General features: G+C 68.1%; 13 protein-coding genes and 1 tRNA gene. 5 read left to right on the plus strand and 9 right to left on the minus strand.

Annotated features, from left to right (window positions below; translation table 11 throughout):
* Positions 1 to 10 precede the first annotated feature (10 nt).
* On the minus strand, positions 11 to 907 hold the full coding sequence (locus ACZY0R_RS35675; RefSeq protein ID WP_488865104.1) for a DODA-type extradiol aromatic ring-opening family dioxygenase: 897 nt from the start codon (positions 905 to 907) through the stop codon (positions 11 to 13).
* A gap of 420 nt (positions 908 to 1,327) precedes the next feature.
* Here ACZY0R_RS35675 and ACZY0R_RS35680 point away from each other — a divergent pair, with 420 nt between their 5' ends.
* Positions 1,328 to 1,567 carry a hypothetical protein gene (locus tag ACZY0R_RS35680; protein WP_414629430.1) on the plus strand — a complete coding sequence of 80 codons (240 nt, stop codon included), beginning with the start codon at positions 1,328 to 1,330 and terminating at the stop codon, positions 1,565 to 1,567.
* A gap of 57 nt (positions 1,568 to 1,624) precedes the next feature.
* Here ACZY0R_RS35680 and ACZY0R_RS35685 read toward each other — a convergent pair whose 3' ends face one another.
* Both ACZY0R_RS35685 and ACZY0R_RS35690 read right to left on the minus strand, forming a co-directional pair.
* On the minus strand, positions 1,625 to 1,816 hold the full coding sequence (locus ACZY0R_RS35685) for a YciI family protein (RefSeq protein WP_488865106.1): 192 nt from the start codon (positions 1,814 to 1,816) through the stop codon (positions 1,625 to 1,627).
* A 187-nt stretch (positions 1,817 to 2,003) separates the two neighbouring features.
* Positions 2,004 to 2,990 (minus strand): quinone oxidoreductase family protein, encoded by a 987-nt coding sequence (locus tag ACZY0R_RS35690; protein ID WP_488865108.1) that lies wholly within the window; start codon positions 2,988 to 2,990, stop codon positions 2,004 to 2,006.
* Between the two features lie 154 nt (positions 2,991 to 3,144).
* On the opposite strand from ACZY0R_RS35690, the gene ACZY0R_RS35695 reads away from it, so the two are divergent.
* A complete protein-coding gene (locus tag ACZY0R_RS35695; protein ID WP_488866367.1) occupies positions 3,145 to 4,002 on the plus strand; it encodes a LysR family transcriptional regulator in 858 nt (285 codons plus the stop codon).
* A 191-nt stretch (positions 4,003 to 4,193) separates the two neighbouring features.
* A complete protein-coding gene (locus ACZY0R_RS35700) occupies positions 4,194 to 5,510 on the plus strand; it encodes an MFS transporter (RefSeq protein ID WP_488865110.1) in 1,317 nt (438 codons plus the stop codon).
* A 96-nt stretch (positions 5,511 to 5,606) separates the two neighbouring features.
* Here ACZY0R_RS35700 and ACZY0R_RS35705 read toward each other — a convergent pair whose 3' ends face one another.
* The 3 genes from ACZY0R_RS35705 to ACZY0R_RS35715 form a co-directional block, all read right to left on the minus strand.
* The gene (locus ACZY0R_RS35705; protein WP_488865112.1) at positions 5,607 to 6,980 is read right to left on the minus strand and encodes a DUF3999 domain-containing protein; all 1,374 of its coding nucleotides are present in this window, start codon (positions 6,978 to 6,980) and stop codon (positions 5,607 to 5,609) included.
* Positions 6,980 to 9,853, minus strand: coding sequence for a DUF2339 domain-containing protein (locus ACZY0R_RS35710; RefSeq protein ID WP_488865114.1), 2,874 nt, complete (start codon positions 9,851 to 9,853; stop codon positions 6,980 to 6,982). The genes ACZY0R_RS35705 and ACZY0R_RS35710 overlap by 1 nt, the downstream gene beginning before the upstream one ends.
* A 151-nt stretch (positions 9,854 to 10,004) precedes the next feature.
* Positions 10,005 to 10,352: a hypothetical protein gene (locus tag ACZY0R_RS35715; RefSeq protein ID WP_045239288.1), complete on the minus strand. Its 348-nt coding sequence runs from the start codon at positions 10,350 to 10,352 to the stop codon at positions 10,005 to 10,007.
* A 121-nt stretch (positions 10,353 to 10,473) separates the two neighbouring features.
* On the opposite strand from ACZY0R_RS35715, the gene ACZY0R_RS35720 reads away from it, so the two are divergent.
* Entirely contained in the window at positions 10,474 to 11,139 is a 666-nt protein-coding gene (locus ACZY0R_RS35720) for a DNA-3-methyladenine glycosylase I (protein WP_488865116.1), read from the plus strand.
* Between the two features lie 596 nt (positions 11,140 to 11,735).
* Positions 11,736 to 12,122, plus strand: a complete 387-nt coding sequence (locus tag ACZY0R_RS35725; RefSeq protein WP_488865118.1) for a hypothetical protein — start codon at positions 11,736 to 11,738, stop codon at positions 12,120 to 12,122.
* A gap of 479 nt (positions 12,123 to 12,601) precedes the next feature.
* Here ACZY0R_RS35725 and ACZY0R_RS35730 read toward each other — a convergent pair.
* The 3 genes from ACZY0R_RS35730 to ACZY0R_RS35740 all read right to left on the minus strand — a co-directional run bounded on the left by ACZY0R_RS35730 (position 12,602) and on the right by ACZY0R_RS35740 (position 15,010).
* A tRNA-Ala gene (locus ACZY0R_RS35730) sits at positions 12,602 to 12,677 on the minus strand.
* A gap of 40 nt (positions 12,678 to 12,717) precedes the next feature.
* Positions 12,718 to 14,439, minus strand: coding sequence for a thiosulfohydrolase SoxB (gene soxB / locus ACZY0R_RS35735; protein ID WP_488865120.1), 1,722 nt, complete (start codon positions 14,437 to 14,439; stop codon positions 12,718 to 12,720).
* 70 nt (positions 14,440 to 14,509) lie between these two features.
* The gene (locus ACZY0R_RS35740; RefSeq protein WP_488865121.1) at positions 14,510 to 15,010 is read right to left on the minus strand and encodes a TlpA family protein disulfide reductase; all 501 of its coding nucleotides are present in this window, start codon (positions 15,008 to 15,010) and stop codon (positions 14,510 to 14,512) included.
* Positions 15,011 to 15,024 lie beyond the last annotated feature (14 nt).

Genomic DNA, 15,024 nt, shown 5'->3' on the forward strand with positions numbered 1-15,024 from the left:
TCCCGCGGGCTCAGGCCGCCGCGCCGGTCAAAGCGATCTGTTCCGAGCCCACGCCCTCGAACACGAAGGTATCCATCGCCAGCACGCCGTAGGTCACATCGTCGGCCACCCGTGCTACACCCGCCGGCAGCTTCTTCTGCGCCGGCGCTCCTTCATGCGGCCCCAGCGCCGCGCCCAGCGCCACGAAGAACGGCAGCAAGTGCTCGTCGGTGGGATGCGCGCGGCGGGCATACGGCGCCTGCGCGCGATAGTCCGCAATGCGCGTGGTGTCGCCGCTGGCGAGCGCCTCGTCCAGTGCCTCGATCATCCAGCCGCGGAAAGACTCCACATAGGGCTCGACAGGCGAGCCGTGCTGCTCGCGCCGGCCCCCGGTGCCGAAGACTTCCTGCAGGTTGTGGGTAAAGCTGCCCGAGCCAAGCACCAGCACACCTTCGTCGCGCAGGGGCGCAAGCGCACGCCCGATCCCGATCTGGGCCGCCGGCGGGAGATACGGATTCAATGCCAGTTGCACCACGGGGACGTCGGCATCCGGGAAGAAGTGCCGCATCGGCATCCACGCGCCATGGTCCAGCGGGCGCTCGTCGTCCTGCAGCACCACCGCCGCGCCGGGAACGTGCGCAGCCTCCACCAGCGCCTTGACGCGGTCGGCCAGCGCCGGGGAGCCGGGTGCGTCGTAGCGCAGTTCGTAGAGCGCGCGCGGGAAGCCGCCGAAATCGTGCCAGGCCTCCTGCCGCTGCCGGGTGCCGACCACCAGCGTGCTGTAGATCCAGTGCGCCGAGACGATCAGCACCGCGCGCGGCTTGCGCTGGCGCAGCACTTCGCCGAGGGCGTCGAACGCGGCGCCGCTCCGGCCCGGCTCGAGCGCGAGCATGGGGGAGCCGTGTGAGATGTAGATGGCGGGGAGCATGATGTCGGCTCTCAATTCCTTTGGATAACGGTATTGAGTGTGACAAAACTTGCCGCCCCCGGCGGTAGGCGTTTGCGGATACCTCCATCAAAAAACTTGAAGCGAATTCGCTGCACCGCACTCGCCCGCCGCATTGCGCCGCAACCCTGCCGCCGTCGGGTGTGGGGTGGCCCACACAACGCTTTAAAGATTCAGACACGCTGTGGGCAATCGGCTTATGATTCCAACACGAGGTGCTGTCCCGTTGCGTGATGCGAGTCGTTATCCGCGCGAGCCGGGGCCAAACCCCGCAACAAATGGATACGATGCGCCACGAAGCGCGTCAGGCTGGAGAACACCGTGGTCAAGCGCACAGCCCACAGGCCCTTGCTGCCCCATGCAAACTGGTGGCAGCCAGGCGTGTATGCAAGTGGACCGGCTGTGCTCCTCTGGATCGCAGCCCGCCTGCCCGCCACCTGGCTGGCCGACCTGTTCAATGCACCAGGCGCGGCCGTGCTGCTCAACCATTGCGGCGATACGGTTTTCGTGGCTGGCTGGATAGCCAGTGCGCTGTGGCTCTGGCTCACGCGAAACCGTCCCGAACCAGACGCCGCGCAACAGCAACCCAATGTGGACAGGCCAGCCAAAGCCGGTAGGCCACCGCGGCGGCACGTCAGCTAGCGCCCCTTCCCGCCGCCACGCGACGCTGGCCTTTGACGCGGTCCGCGCCTCAGTACCTTAGTTCTCCACGACCCGTTCCACCACCGCCGCATCCGGTGCCCATGCCGCCGGCACGTCGCCCGCGCGCAGTCCGGGCGCCCAGGCAATCGTCTCGTAGTCGGCCCGGCCTTCCCGATGGAAGGGGTCTTCGGCCAGCCAGCCCGCCACCTCCTCGCGGCTTGTCCCGCGTGCCAGGATGGCGCCGCCCACGCGCGGCTCCTGCCGGCCCGAAAGCAGGAAGCAGCATAGTGGCGGTGAAGGAAGTCGCGGTGTGCCGCCAGGTAGCGATCGAGTTCTTCCAGGGGCGCGCGGTAGCGCAACAAGATCAGGTACAGCATGGAACGCTCCAAAGGTTGTCCAATCCCGGCCAGGCTTGGCGATGGCAATGCGGCGCCGGTCATGGCAGCAGCAACAGGGAGCCGGAAGTCTCGCCGGCTTCGAGCCGGCGATGCGCCTCGGCGGCCTCGACCAGTGGCAGGCGAGCGCCGATCTCCACTTTCAGGCCGGCCTCCAGCCGCGTGAGCGTGGCCTGGGCGCCTTCGCGGTAGCGCGCCAGATCGGCCATAAAGCGGAACACGCCCGGCCGGGACAGCGCAATCGACCTGGCCGGCCCCAGCGCGGCCAGGTCCAGCGGCCCGCTGTCGCCGCCAACCTGACCGATGCTGGCCACCATGCCATAAGGCCTTACCGCTGCCAGGGTGCGCGCCAGCGTGTCGGCGCCGATGCCATCGATGGCGAAGTCAACCCCGTCGCCGCCACCGAATTCGCGCGCGGCGGCAACGAAATCCGCTTCACGATAACGTACCGCGCGCTCCAGGCCGTGCGCCAGCGCCAGCGCCGCCTTGGCCTCGCTGCCGACGGTGCCGATCACGCGCGCGCCCAGCGCACGCGCCCACTGCACCAGCACCAGGCCCAGGCCACCCGCCGCCGCGTGCACCAGCACGCTGTCGCCAGCGCGCAGCGGGCGCACCCGGCTATAGAGCATGTGCGCCGTCATACCGCGCAGCAGGGCGCCCGCGGCGGCCTCGTCCGGCACGCTCTCGGGCAGCGCCACGGCGCGCTCGGCCGGCAAGTTGCGCACGCGGGCATAGGCACCCGCCGGAGGGCCGGCATAGGCTACTCGCTGGCCTTCCGACAGGCCGCTGACGCCAGGCCCCACCGATTCCACGATGCCCGCGCCCTCCACGCCCAGCGTGGCAGGGAGTGCCGGCAAGGGGTAGAGGCCGGTGCGATGGTAGACATCGACGAAGTTCACCCCGATGGCGGTGTGGATCAGCCGGATTTCGCCCGGGCCGGGCGCAGGGACGGGTACGGTTTCGAGGCGCAATGCTTCGCGCCCACCGGGGGCATGCAGGCGCACTTGAAGTGAAGGGATGGCAGTCATGGCGGACTCCGCGAGATGGCGTATCGAATCGTTGAACGTGCAGGTAGCGTCGAAAAGTCGACTCGCATCACGATAGCCCGGTGCAAAATAGATCGGAACTCCCGAACCATTCGCGCTTATTGTGCAAAATTCGACAGAACAAGGTGGCCTTCCCCTGGACTGGGACGACGTGCGGTACTTCCTCGCGCTGGCCCGCCAGCGCAGCCTGTCCGGCGCGGCCAGAGTGCTTCACGTGGAACACTCCACGGTAGCCCGACGCGTGCAAGGCCTTGAAACCAGGCTGGGCGTGCGGTTGTTCGACCGGCTGCCGCGCAGCTGGCCGCTGACGGCCGAAGGCGAAGACTTGCTCGCCCACGCGGGACGGATGGAGGAGGAGGCGCTTGCCTTTGGCCGGGCCGCACTGGGCGCCAGCACTCTGGAGGGCACCGTCAGGCTATCGGTACCCCCTGTTTTCGGGAGCCATTTCCTGGTACCCCGCCTAGCCGCGCTGCGCCCGCAGTGGCAAGGGATCGTGCTAGACCTGACGGGCGAAGCGCGCGCCGCCGATCTCCATCGCGGCGAGGCCGACCTGGCTGTGCGGCTGTCGCGGCCGCAGCAGCCGGGGCTGGCGGCGCGCAAGCTGGGGGAAATGGGCTACGGCCTTTATGGCGGCCACGGCTGGCTCGGGCTGCCCCAGGATGCCTGGGTTTTCCTCGGCTACGGCGAATCCTTGCGCGAGGTACCGCAGCAGCGCTGGCTGGAACGCCTGGCCGGCGAGCGGCCCTTTGTGATGCACGCCAACGATCTCGCCACCCTGCACCAAGGCTGCCGCGCCGGGCTGGGCCTGGCAGTACTGCCGCATTTCCTAGCGCGCGACGACCCTATCCTGTTCGGCATGATGCCGCCGGATGCGGCCCTGCGGCGTGATATCTGGCTGGCGGTACACCCTGACGTGCGGCGCTCGCCGCGCGTGCGGGCCGTGGCCGAGGCGCTGGCCAAAGCGGTACAGGAAGCGTCCGGCAGCCTGATCTGACCGCTTCCCGGAACAAGGCGGTGCATCCGCCGCCACACGCGCGGGCGCGGCACAGGCCGGACACAAAGAACACCGGCGCCAGTCGCCGTTCCCGCTGTTAATTAAAGAATCGCTTACTATTCTGCCTTTCAGGGCACACGTGCCGTCCCGGGCCAAGCCCTCCGCCGATTTCTCATTGCATCAAACGGATCATGCAAGCCACCGCTGCAACACCTCAATTTCACGAAATATCCAGATCCCAGCGACGGAAGGCGATTCTTGCCGCCACCATCGGCAACGGCCTCGAATGGTTCGACTTCACCGTCTACAGCTTCTTCGCGCTGATCATTGCCAAGTTGTTCTTTCCCACCGGCAATGACCTCACTTCCTTCCTGCTGACCGTCGCCACCTTCGGCGTAGGCTTCTTCATGCGCCCGGTCGGCGCCATTGTGCTAGGCGTCTATGCCGACCGCGTGGGCCGCAAGGCGGCACTGACCCTGACCATCCTGATGATGGCGCTCGGTACGGCCATCATCGGCCTGGCGCCCACCTATTCGTCGATCGGCCTGTGGGCGCCGGCGCTGATCGTGCTGGCCCGCCTGATCCAGGGCTTCTCGGCCGGCGGCGAGGTTGGCGGCGCCACCGCCTTCCTGATCGAGCACGCGCCCGACGAGGAGCGCGGCGTCTACGCCAGCTGGCAGCAGGCCAGCCAGGGCATTTCCTTCATGCTGGGCGCGGCCATGGGCGCGCTGGTGATCAACGGCCTGGAGCCGGAGCAGATCGATGCCTGGGGCTGGCGCATCCCGTTCCTGTTCGGCCTGCTGATCGGCCCGGTCGGCATGTATATCCGCTCGCACCTGGAAGAGCCGCCCGCCTTCGAGGCGCGCCGCGCGGAGCGCAAGGCCAGCAACGTCAAGTTCTCCCCGCTGACGCAAGTGCTGCGCGACCATCCGCGTGAAGTGCTGGCCGGCCTGGGCGTGACCATCCTGTGGACGGTGTGCACCTATGTGCTGGTGTTCTACATGCCGTCCTACGCCAAGCAGCAACTCGGCCTTCCGCTGGGCGCGACCTTCCAGTCGACCGCCCTGTGCGGCGCCATCATCCTGGTGCTGTGCCCGCTGATGGGCATGCTTTCCGACCGCCTGGGCCGCAAGCGCATGCTGGGTACCGTGGCGCTGATCATCGGCGTGCTGGCCTACCCGCTGTTTCACTGGCTCAACGTCTCGCCGACCACCCAGACCCTGCTGATGGTCCAGGTGATCCTCGGCATCCTGCTGGCGGCCTTCACCGGCCCGGCGCCGGCGGTGCTGGCAGAGCAGTTCCCGACCGAGGTCCGCTCGACCGGCCTGTCGCTCGCCTACAACTTCGCCGTGACCATCTTCGGCGGCTTTGCCCCGCTGATCGTGACCTGGCTGATCGCGTCGACCGGCAGCAAGCTGGCGCCCGCGTACTACGTGATCGCCGCTGCCGTGGTGAGCTTTGTCGCGCTGCTGTTCATGCACGACCGTACTGGCAAGCCCTTGCAGTAACCCGGCCCCGCCGGCGGATTTGCTCCGGCCGGCGACGACGAAAAACGAAGAAGGCCAACCACCCGGTTGGCCTTTTTCATTGTCTGGCACGGGCGCTCAGGACGCCGGCGGGTCCCGCTCCTGCGGCGGCGCGGCTGGCGCGCCCAGCGTCCGCAACAAGCGCCAGGCCATTGCGCCCAGTACGCCCACCGCCAGCAGCAGCGCGCCCCACAAGACAAGGCGCCGCTTGCGCTGGGCGTCGGCGGGCGCCGCGGCGGACCGCGGCGACGCGTTCATGCCGGCAATCCGCGCCTTGGCGATGACCGGTGCCGGACCGGCCAGCAACTCGGCACGCGCGACCGGCCCGGGCTCCCGCGGCTGCGCCGCGGGTTCGCCCACCGCCAGCGAGAACGGCGCCGCGCCACGCGCGACAAATGTCACCACGGCGGGACGCCAGCCCAGCGCTAGCAGTGGCATGCCGCTGCCAAGGCCGCCGGCGCGCGCATCCACGCTCAGGCGCCACAGGCGGTCGGCATTGCGCCCGATCGCCAGCGGTTCGCTCTCCTGCTCCGCACCGCCCGCACCGGCAAGCCAGTAGAGCTGCCCGCTGCTCACCATGCGCCAGGCCGACTCCGCGTCGGGCCGCGACCACAGCGTCGCCTGCACCACCGTATTGGGCTGCGGCAGGCGAATGCGCACCCGCTCGGCGGGGAAGCGCCCGCCGGTGTCGAACACGTAGTCGCCGCCAGCCTGGGCCTGCGTGGCGGCGATGTTCTCGCGCCATTGCAGCGCCAGCGGCGGCGGCGTGCCCGCCGCCACGGTCTCCACCTGCACGCGCGCCGGCGCCGGCGGCACGCCCTGCCACTGCAAGCGCAGGTAACGCGCCCGCAAGCGCCCCAGCGCGACCCGGTCCTGGCTGAGCACGCTGCCCGCGCGGCTGACCCGCAGCAATTGCGCGCTGCCCACGGCCTGCCAATGCTGCAGGTCGTCGCTGCTGGCGACGTCCACCGCGCCCTGGTATTCGCCGTCCGGCAGCCCGATCACCACCGCGGCGGCGTCCTCGCGCAGCTTGCTCAGGTCCAGCAGCCATGCCCCGGCGCTGGCGGCGGCCGGTTGCGGACTGGCCGCCCGCAGCGCGCCGTCGGTGCCGATCACCACGCCCATGGGCGCGGCCTGGCGCTGCGCCAGCGCCGGCAGCGCGAACCAGGGCACGTCGCTCAGCGTACGCACCTCGGCCGCCGGCTCGGGCGGCAAGTCCAGCGCATAGGGCAGCAATTCGCCGGCGCCGTTGCGCACCCGCAGGTCGGCCAGCCCCGGCCGCGCGCTATGGGCGTAGACATCGGCGTCGAGGGTCACAGCGTAGTAGGCCGCCACGCCCTCGGTGGCCAGCGTGAAGCGCTCGGCCCGGGCCAGTGGCGACAGCAGCAGCGCCGCCAGCAGGACCGGGAGCGCTGCCAGGTCGCGCGCGCCAGCCTTGGAGAAAACCGGCATCAAGTGGCCTCCTTGGCCTTCGGCGGCAAGGGCGAGAAGTAACCGATCAGCAACAGCAGCACGCCCACGCCGATAAACGAGATGATCCGCTCGATACCCTTGACGAAGGACAGGTCGAACAGGAACAGCTTGACCACAGTCAGGCCCAGCAGCGCGCCGCCGATAAACCACAGCGCGCGCGTGCCGCGCCGGGTGGCCACCACCATGGCAATCAGCGCCAGCACGGTCCAGAACACCGACAGCGAAGCCTGCACCAGCGTCGAGCCGCCCAGGTCCTGCAGCGTGTACGGCACGCCGGTCCAGTGATGGAGCGTGCGCAGCAGCATCGCGTTGCACCACAGGAACACGGTGGCGGAGGCGGCATACTCGAGCACGCGCGGCCGCGTTGCCAGGCCCAGCGCGGCAAGCCGGTGCTGCCACAGCGCCACCGCCAGCATGGCCAGCAGTTGGGCGACGTCGAGCGGGTTGAGCAGCGGCAGGTAGAACAACGGCGCGGCGTCGCCATCGCTGGCCACGCTGGCGAGGCTCCACAGCCACAGCAGCGCCGCCAGCGGCAGCGCGCCCCACAGCAGGTAGGCCCGCGCGAAGCGCGCCACCGGCCAGCGCAGGCGCCAGCCCCAGGCCGAGAGCAGCGCCAGCGGCCCGCCATAGCCATAGGCCCAGGCGCTCCAGCTCCACGCGCCCTCCGGCACGTAGGCGCGCAGCCGCCAGTAGGCTTCGGTGGAAAGCAGCGCGCACAGCGTCCAGAACAGCAGCGCATGCATGGGCGCCAGCACGGCATCGCGTTCATCGCCCTGCTGCCGCCACAGCAACAGCAAGGCCGCGCCAAAGATCAGCAGCCAGGCCAGCGCGCCAATGCCGTGCAGCGGCGACGCCGACCAGATCGCGCAACTGAGCACGCCCAGGATAGCCAGCACCGGCGTCATGGCCAGCGCAGGCTTGCCGGCCAGCGGCCATGCCAGCACGCGCCGCGCCAGGTGCGCCAGCCACGCGCTCAACACCGCGAACAGCGCCAGCGTGGCGAGCAGCGCGCGCACGGCCCAGTCGAGCACGTCGTACCAGTGATGGATCTCGACCACGCCACCGCCCAGCCACCACAACAGGCCCCATGCTGCGGCGGCAAGGCCCAGCGGCGCGGATGGCGCGAACCAGGCGCGCGCCTCTGGCCGCCCATGCAGGCGCCAGCCGCTGAAAACACCGGACACCGCCAGCAGCAGCGTGCCCACGTAGCGGCCGTTCAGCACTGGCCACGCCAGTGGCGTGGCCTCGAACAGGCTGCCCGCCGCGAAAGCCACGCCGGCCGCCAGTTGCAGCAGCAGCCCGGACGCCAGCGCCAGGCGGCGCTGCTGGCGCACGCCCACCCACACCACGGCGGCGCCCTCCACCGCCCACACCGCGCTGGTGGTGCGCCCGTCGAAGGCCAGCGGCACGGCCAGCGTGGCAAAGATCGCGCCCAGTGCCAGCATGGCTTCGAACAACATGCCCAGGCGATCGCGGCGCGCCGACAGCCACGCGGCCAGGCCGAGATAGAACGCTGCGAGCGCCACCGCGCTCCATGCCATGGCAAAAGGAATATGACGCACCAGCGCGGCTTGCAGGCCCATCGCCAGCAGCGGCGTGCCGAACACCAGCGTGCCGTCGACGTAGTCCTTGAGGCTGACCTGCCGGCGCAACGCGTAGAGCAGCGCGATGCCCGTGTACATCAGGAAAAACAGGATCAGGAACGGCTCGGTGGTAGCCAGCAGTTCAGGCCGGTAGTTGAGCGCGCCCCACGCCGTGCCGATGCCGAAGGTAAACGCAAAGCCCAGCAGGTTGAGCTGGCGCCAGGCCCGGAACCAGGCAATGGCAAAGATGCCGGCATTGAGCAGCGCGTAGTAGCTGAACAGCATCACATGGCTGCCACCGCCAGTGGAAATCAGTACCGGGGCGAGGAAGCCACCCGCGCTGCCGGTCAATGCCAGCACCGGAGCGTTCTGCAGCACCGCCAGGCCGCCGGCGAGCGCGCAGATGGCCACCATCAGCGGGAAGGCCGCCGCGGCCGGCAGCAGGCCGTAGAGCTTGGTGGCGGCGAACACGGTCAGATACAGCACGCCCACGCCGCCGCCCTGCAACACCAGCGCATAGGCAGCGCGCCGCTCGCGCAGCCGCCAGCCCGCCGCCAGCAGCGCGACCGCGCCGGCAGCCACGCCCGCCAGCCGGAATTCGACCGGCAGCATGGCATTGTCGGAGGCGTATTTGAGCAGGAAGGCCACACCGAAGAAGAGGATCAGGATGCCGACCCGTACCACGCTGTTGCCGCCTAGCAGCCAGCCGCGCGCGGCGGACACCGCGCGTTCGATGAAATCGGGCTCCTGCGGGGCGAATGCGGACGAGAGCGGGGGTTCCACGTGCGGCGCGGGCTGGTCCGCGGCGGCGACGGAGATCGGTGCGGATGCCGTGGGGGCAGGAACCGGGGCCTGCACAAAAGGGGATGGTGCCGGCAAGCTGGCCGCCGGGGCGAACGCCGGCTCGGGCATCGCCGTTGCGGCCGCCACCGGGCCTTCCGCTGATCCCGGTTCGAATGCCGGGAATCCGTGCGCCGCTGGCGTACCTTCCACTGCATCAGCCTGCTGCGGCATCGCCGAGGTCTCGCCGCGCAACTGCGCCATCTCGCGCTTGAGCGTGGCCAGCTCCTGCTCGAGGCGCGCCACGCGAGCCGCGAGCGAAGGCGCCTCCGGCGCGCCCTGTGTCTCGCCATCGGGACGTGGCCGCGCGGGCCGGTCGCTGATCATCCAGCCAAAGCCGAAGCCCAGTATCGCGCCCGTCAGGGCACCGCCAAATCCGGCTGCCGCGGCCCCGAGCAGCAAGCCAATCACCGCGAATATCCAACGCATCAGATGACATTTCGCCTAGAAAGGTTGGAGAAGACGGCGGCCGGTGGCGCCGATACTGCGTTTGCCGGCACGGGGAACCGCCTAAATCATGCGCGCCCAGTGTAGCGCGAGGTCGACATCGTCAGGCGATCTCAGCTATGCCGGCCGGCGGTCATTCTTCGTCGCTATGGATGTTGATCACGTGCCGCGGCTCGAACCACAGCGGCATGCCGGGTTCCATCTCCTCGGTGCAGTAGGGCTGGTTGTCGAGTTCCCCGCTGTAGAGATCCCCCTCGCGCCCGGTGACAACCACCCACATGCGCTCCACGTGCTGCTCGTCGCGGTCCTGCTCGTCCGTGGTGACGATGCGAAAGATCAGCTTCACCATCTGGCCGGGCTGCAGCGCCTGCCGGGCTTCCAGCGGCGGCACCCAGAAGGTCTCCGGGTGCGCCTCGCCGATGACTTCGCCGTCGTCGAGCTGCCAGCCGTCTTCTTCGATGGTCGCCAGTCGTTTGTCCATGTCAGTCCTCAAGAAAATCGTTCTTCACGGCCGGCATCGTAGCAAACGCATCGTGCGTCCGTGCGGGCGGGACATGCCGCGCAAGTCGCTTTAAGATGGCGGATCGAAGGAGAACGCATCCATGGCAGCAGACAACAGCGTGGCAAAAAAGGCAGCGAAAAAGGTGGCCGGGAAAGCCGTACAGGCGGAGCGCGCGCGCTGCGGCTGGTGCGGCACCCTTGAGGATTATTGCCACTACCACGACAGCGAGTGGGGCTTTCCGGTCGACGACGACCGCCGCCTGTTCGAGAAGCTATGCCTGGAAGGCTTCCAGGCGGGGCTGAGCTGGCTGACCATCCTGCGCAAGCGCGAGGCATTCCGCCGCGCCTTCGCTAACTTTGAGATCGACAAGGTGGCGCGTTTCGGCGAGCGCGATATCCAGCGCCTGCTCGGCGACGCCGGCATCGTGCGGCACCGGGGCAAGATCGAGGCGGCCATCAACAACGCGCAACGCGCCCGCGAACTGCTGGAGACGGAGCCGTCGCTGGCCGCCTACTTCTGGCGCTTCGAGCCAGATCCCGCCAGCCGGCCAGCGCTGCTGACGCCCGAAGTGCTGCGCACCATGGCCGTCTCGCCCGAATCGACGGCGCTGTCCAAGGACCTGAAGAAGCGCGGGTGGCGCTTTGTCGGTCCCACCACGATGTATGCGCTGATGCAGGCCATGGGCCTGGTTAACGATCATATGGAAGGCTGCTCGACTCGCGAGGAAGCTCTGCTGGCGAGAAAGTCATTCAAGGTGCCGCGCTGAGGGGACGGGTTAACGTCGGCGGTGCGATACGCCGAAGGTATACGCGTGACGCAGCGAACCAAAAGCGAACCGCGTATACGTAATCCGCAACGGTTGCCTTCTGTCTTTCTATATTGTTTACGTATACCAATATAGTAGTAGTAGGTAAACGGCCCGGTTTTCCGTGGATAAGCCTGTTTTCCCCTTTCTATTCAAGGGCTTGAGAACAAGATAAGTCCTCGGGATTACCCTGAATTCACGGGATATCCCGGCTACGTATACGTGGCGCGCAAAAACCGCCTCGAAGTTGTACGTATACGCCCCACAACCCGCCCCCAACCGGGGCACAGCTTTCCTGCCTGCTTATCCCCAGGGTTTTGCGCAGTTATCCACAGGCCGAGGGATTCGCCCACGCCTAGCGCAACGCATGTTGCGCTAGGCCCCACATTGGCAGGCACGCCTGTCTGCATTCACCCAACACCCTGAGCGAGAAAGTGGCGGCGTATACGCTATTTCCGCCATTCAGGGGATGGCATGGTCCATGCGGTTAACAGCTTCGAGCGCGGCGCCGAAGCTCGCCTTCCCACCCGGAGCATCCGCTCCTTCGGAGAACCGTCATGAAGATCCATTGCTATGAACCACGAGAGAGCCGCACCAACTCGCCAGTGCGGGGCGCCGTGCGCAAGCTGCGGAGAGGCGTCCTGCTGATTCGCGTGCTCGCGCTATGTGTCAACTGCGTGGCATACGCGCAGCCCGCCGCGCCGGCCAAGTCAGTGGTCACGCCCGAGCAAACGTTTATGCCAGGCTACCTCGAAGCCGTCTCCACCGGCTATGACAACGGCCAGGCGCTGCACGAATCCGAAGGCATCGCGACCATGCGTGTGCCAAGTACCATTGGCAGCCAGCTCCAGGCCTCTCCGGCGCCATCCGCGCCGGCACCTGTAGTCGCGGGACCATCGGTGATCCCGGTCTCGCAGAAGTCCAGAAGGCCGCAGGGGCAGTGAGGGAGTGTGGGCGCCCCTCGGGGCTACCGGCAGCATCCTGGCTCCGAACCTGGCGCACTCGGCGCGGCCGCATTGCGCCGGGCCGCAGAAATCCGTTCGAGGATTTCAGGTTGCCGGCGCTTCAGAAGCGCCGGCTAGAACGGCACGCGATGCGCACGATATCTTCCAACCGCTGGGGCGTCTGCCTTGCCTGGTTTGTTGTCGGCAGAGCGCGCAGGGTAGTGTCAGACTCTGACTCTTTTTTGCCTCCGGGCGATGAGTGTCTGGTCATGGTTTTGGTCCGTTCGATGTCACCGCCGGCGTGCCCCTTCGGAAAGATCGCGCGGTAGGCCGCGAAGCCGTTGGATAGGTGCGCAACCCACGAGCGGCCGTCTGCCTCCGCCACGATTACGCCGGCCGATCCAGGAAACAAAAAAAGCCGGGAAGCCCTATCTACATAGGGCTTCCCGGCTTTTTCCGGACTACTTTGGAAATGTTCCTGGTGGACCGAAGGAGGATCGAACTCCCGACCTCTGCATTGCGAACGCAGCGCTCTCCCAGCTGAGCTATCGGCCCGTGACGGCTGATTGTAGCCCAGTTTTCGCCAGCATATCAATCACGCCGCCATGCCTGCGTTGCCGGTCATTCCGCGCACGGTCGGCACGTTCAGCGGGCGTGCCGTGACCTCGCCGGAGGTGCGCAGCCACTGCGCCATCAGGTCCCAGATCGGGGGGCTGCCGCTCTGGCGGGCGTCTTCCGACACGGGCGCCCAACCGGCCACCTTGTAGGTCTTGCCGGCGTCGATGGGCTGGCCCTTGAGCCGCATGTCGGTGATGCGCCGGCCCATCGCGGCGGTGGGGTCAATCGCGTATTGCAGCCCGCCCACGCGCACCATGTCGCCACCCTGCTGGTAGTAGGGATCCGGGTTGAACAGGTTGTCCGCCACGTCTTCGAGGATGGTCTTGATGGTCTCCCCGCTCATCGCCGTGACGGTGGTGTGCGGGTACGTGATGGCGGTCTGGTCCATCAGGTGTTCCATGGTGATGGCCTGGCCCGGCAACAGCGTGGTTCCCCAGCGGAAGCCGGGCGAGAACGCGATCTCGGCGCCCTGCACGTCCATCAGGCCGTCGAGGATCAGCTGGTCGAAGGTGCCGTTGAAATTGCCGCGGCGGTACAGCAGGCCGGTGTTGCGGGCGAGCACTTCGCCGAGCTGCTTTTCGTACGGCGCGCGTACCTTGGCGATCAGCGCGTCCATGGCAGGATCGGCGGCGAGGTAGTTGGCGAAGACGGGCAGCAGGCGGTAGCGGAAGCTGCCGATCTTGCCGCCCTTGACGTCGAAGTCGAGCACGCCCAGGAACTTGCCGTTGGAGCCAGCGTTGGTGACGAGCGTGGTGCCACCGGCGTTCCTGACCGCCACCGGCGCGGGCATGCCGTCGTGGGTGTGGCCGCCGAGGATGGCGTCGAGGCCGCGCACGCGCGAGGCGAGTTTGAGGTCCACGTCCATGCCGTTGTGCGACAGCAGCACGACGACCTGCGCGCCCTTGCCGCGCGCCTGGTCGATGACTTGCTGCAGGTTTTCTTCCTGGATGCCGAAGGTCCAGTCGGGCGTGAAGTAGCGCGGGTTGGCAATCGGCGTGTAGGGAAAGGCCTGGCCGATGATGGCGACCGGCACGCCGTTCATCTCGCGGATCACGTAGGGGTCGAAGACGGGATCGCCGAAGTCGTTGGTCTTGATGTTCTGCGCGAGGAAGGCGACCTTGCCTTTGAAGTCGCGCTCTACGATCTCGGTCACGCGCTCGGCGCCGAGCGTCATTTCCCAGTGCGGGGTCATCACGTCCACGCCGAGGGCGAGCGCGGCGTCGACCATGTCCTGCCCGCGCGTCCACAGCGCGGTGGCCGAGCCCTGCCAGGTATCGCCGCCGTCGAGCAGCAGCGCGCCGGGCCGGCCGGCCTTGAGTTGCTTGATGAGCGTGGCGAGGTGGGCGAAGCCGCCGACCTTGCCGTAGCGGCGCGCGGTTTCCGTGAAATCGAGATAGGTGAAGGCATGCGCCTGCGCGCTGCCTGGCGCGATGCCGTAGTGGCGCAGGAAGGCCTGGCCGACGACGTGCGGCGGCTTGCCCGCGTAGTCGCCCACGCCGAGGTTGACATTGGGCTCGCGGAAATACAGCGGCCGCAGCTGCGCATGGCAATCGGTGAAATGCAGCAGGTGCACATTGCCGAAGCGCGGCACGTCATAGAGCTTGCCTGCGGCCTGCGCGGCCTGTGCATCGGTGGCGGGAAAGGTCATGCCGCCGGCGCCGGCAATGGCCAGCACCTGCAGGAACTCGCGTCGGTTCATCGTTTCTTCCAGTGGATTGCATGCGCCGGTATCGGGCAGCGGTGACCCGGCGTCTCGTGGCCGAATGCGGCTACTTCGGCGTTGGTCTGGCGTACTTCGCCAGTGCCGCGACTTCTTCTTCCAGCATCTCGCCGACCTCCTTCTGCACGACCTTGCCGTCGGCGTCGATCACGTACAGCTCGGGCAGGCCCTTGCGCTTGCCGAGCACGGCGCGCAGCGCGGGCGTGTCCATGGCGGCGGGGAAGGCGTAGCCGCGCTTCGCCATGTAGGCGGCGGCTTCCTTCGGATCGCGGTCGATGCTTACCGCCAGCACCCCCAGTCCGCCGCGCGCGCCGCCGGTGCTGTCATAGAGCTTCTGCAGGCGCGGGTTCTGCAGCGCGCAGAAGGGGCACCACGATGCCCAGATCTCCAGCACCAGTGGTTTGCCGGCCAGTTGGGCGGCAGGCATGGTGCGGCCGTCGAGCAGTTGCACCGCAGGCAGGCGCACGGTGTCGCCCACCTCCAGTGCCGCGGCCGCGCCGCTCCAGGCGAGCGCCGCGAGCAGCAGCGTCCGCCGGAAGTTGATGGCCATGCCGCCGGTCGCCA

The sequence above is a fragment of the Cupriavidus sp. F041 genome (assembly GCF_057814235.1).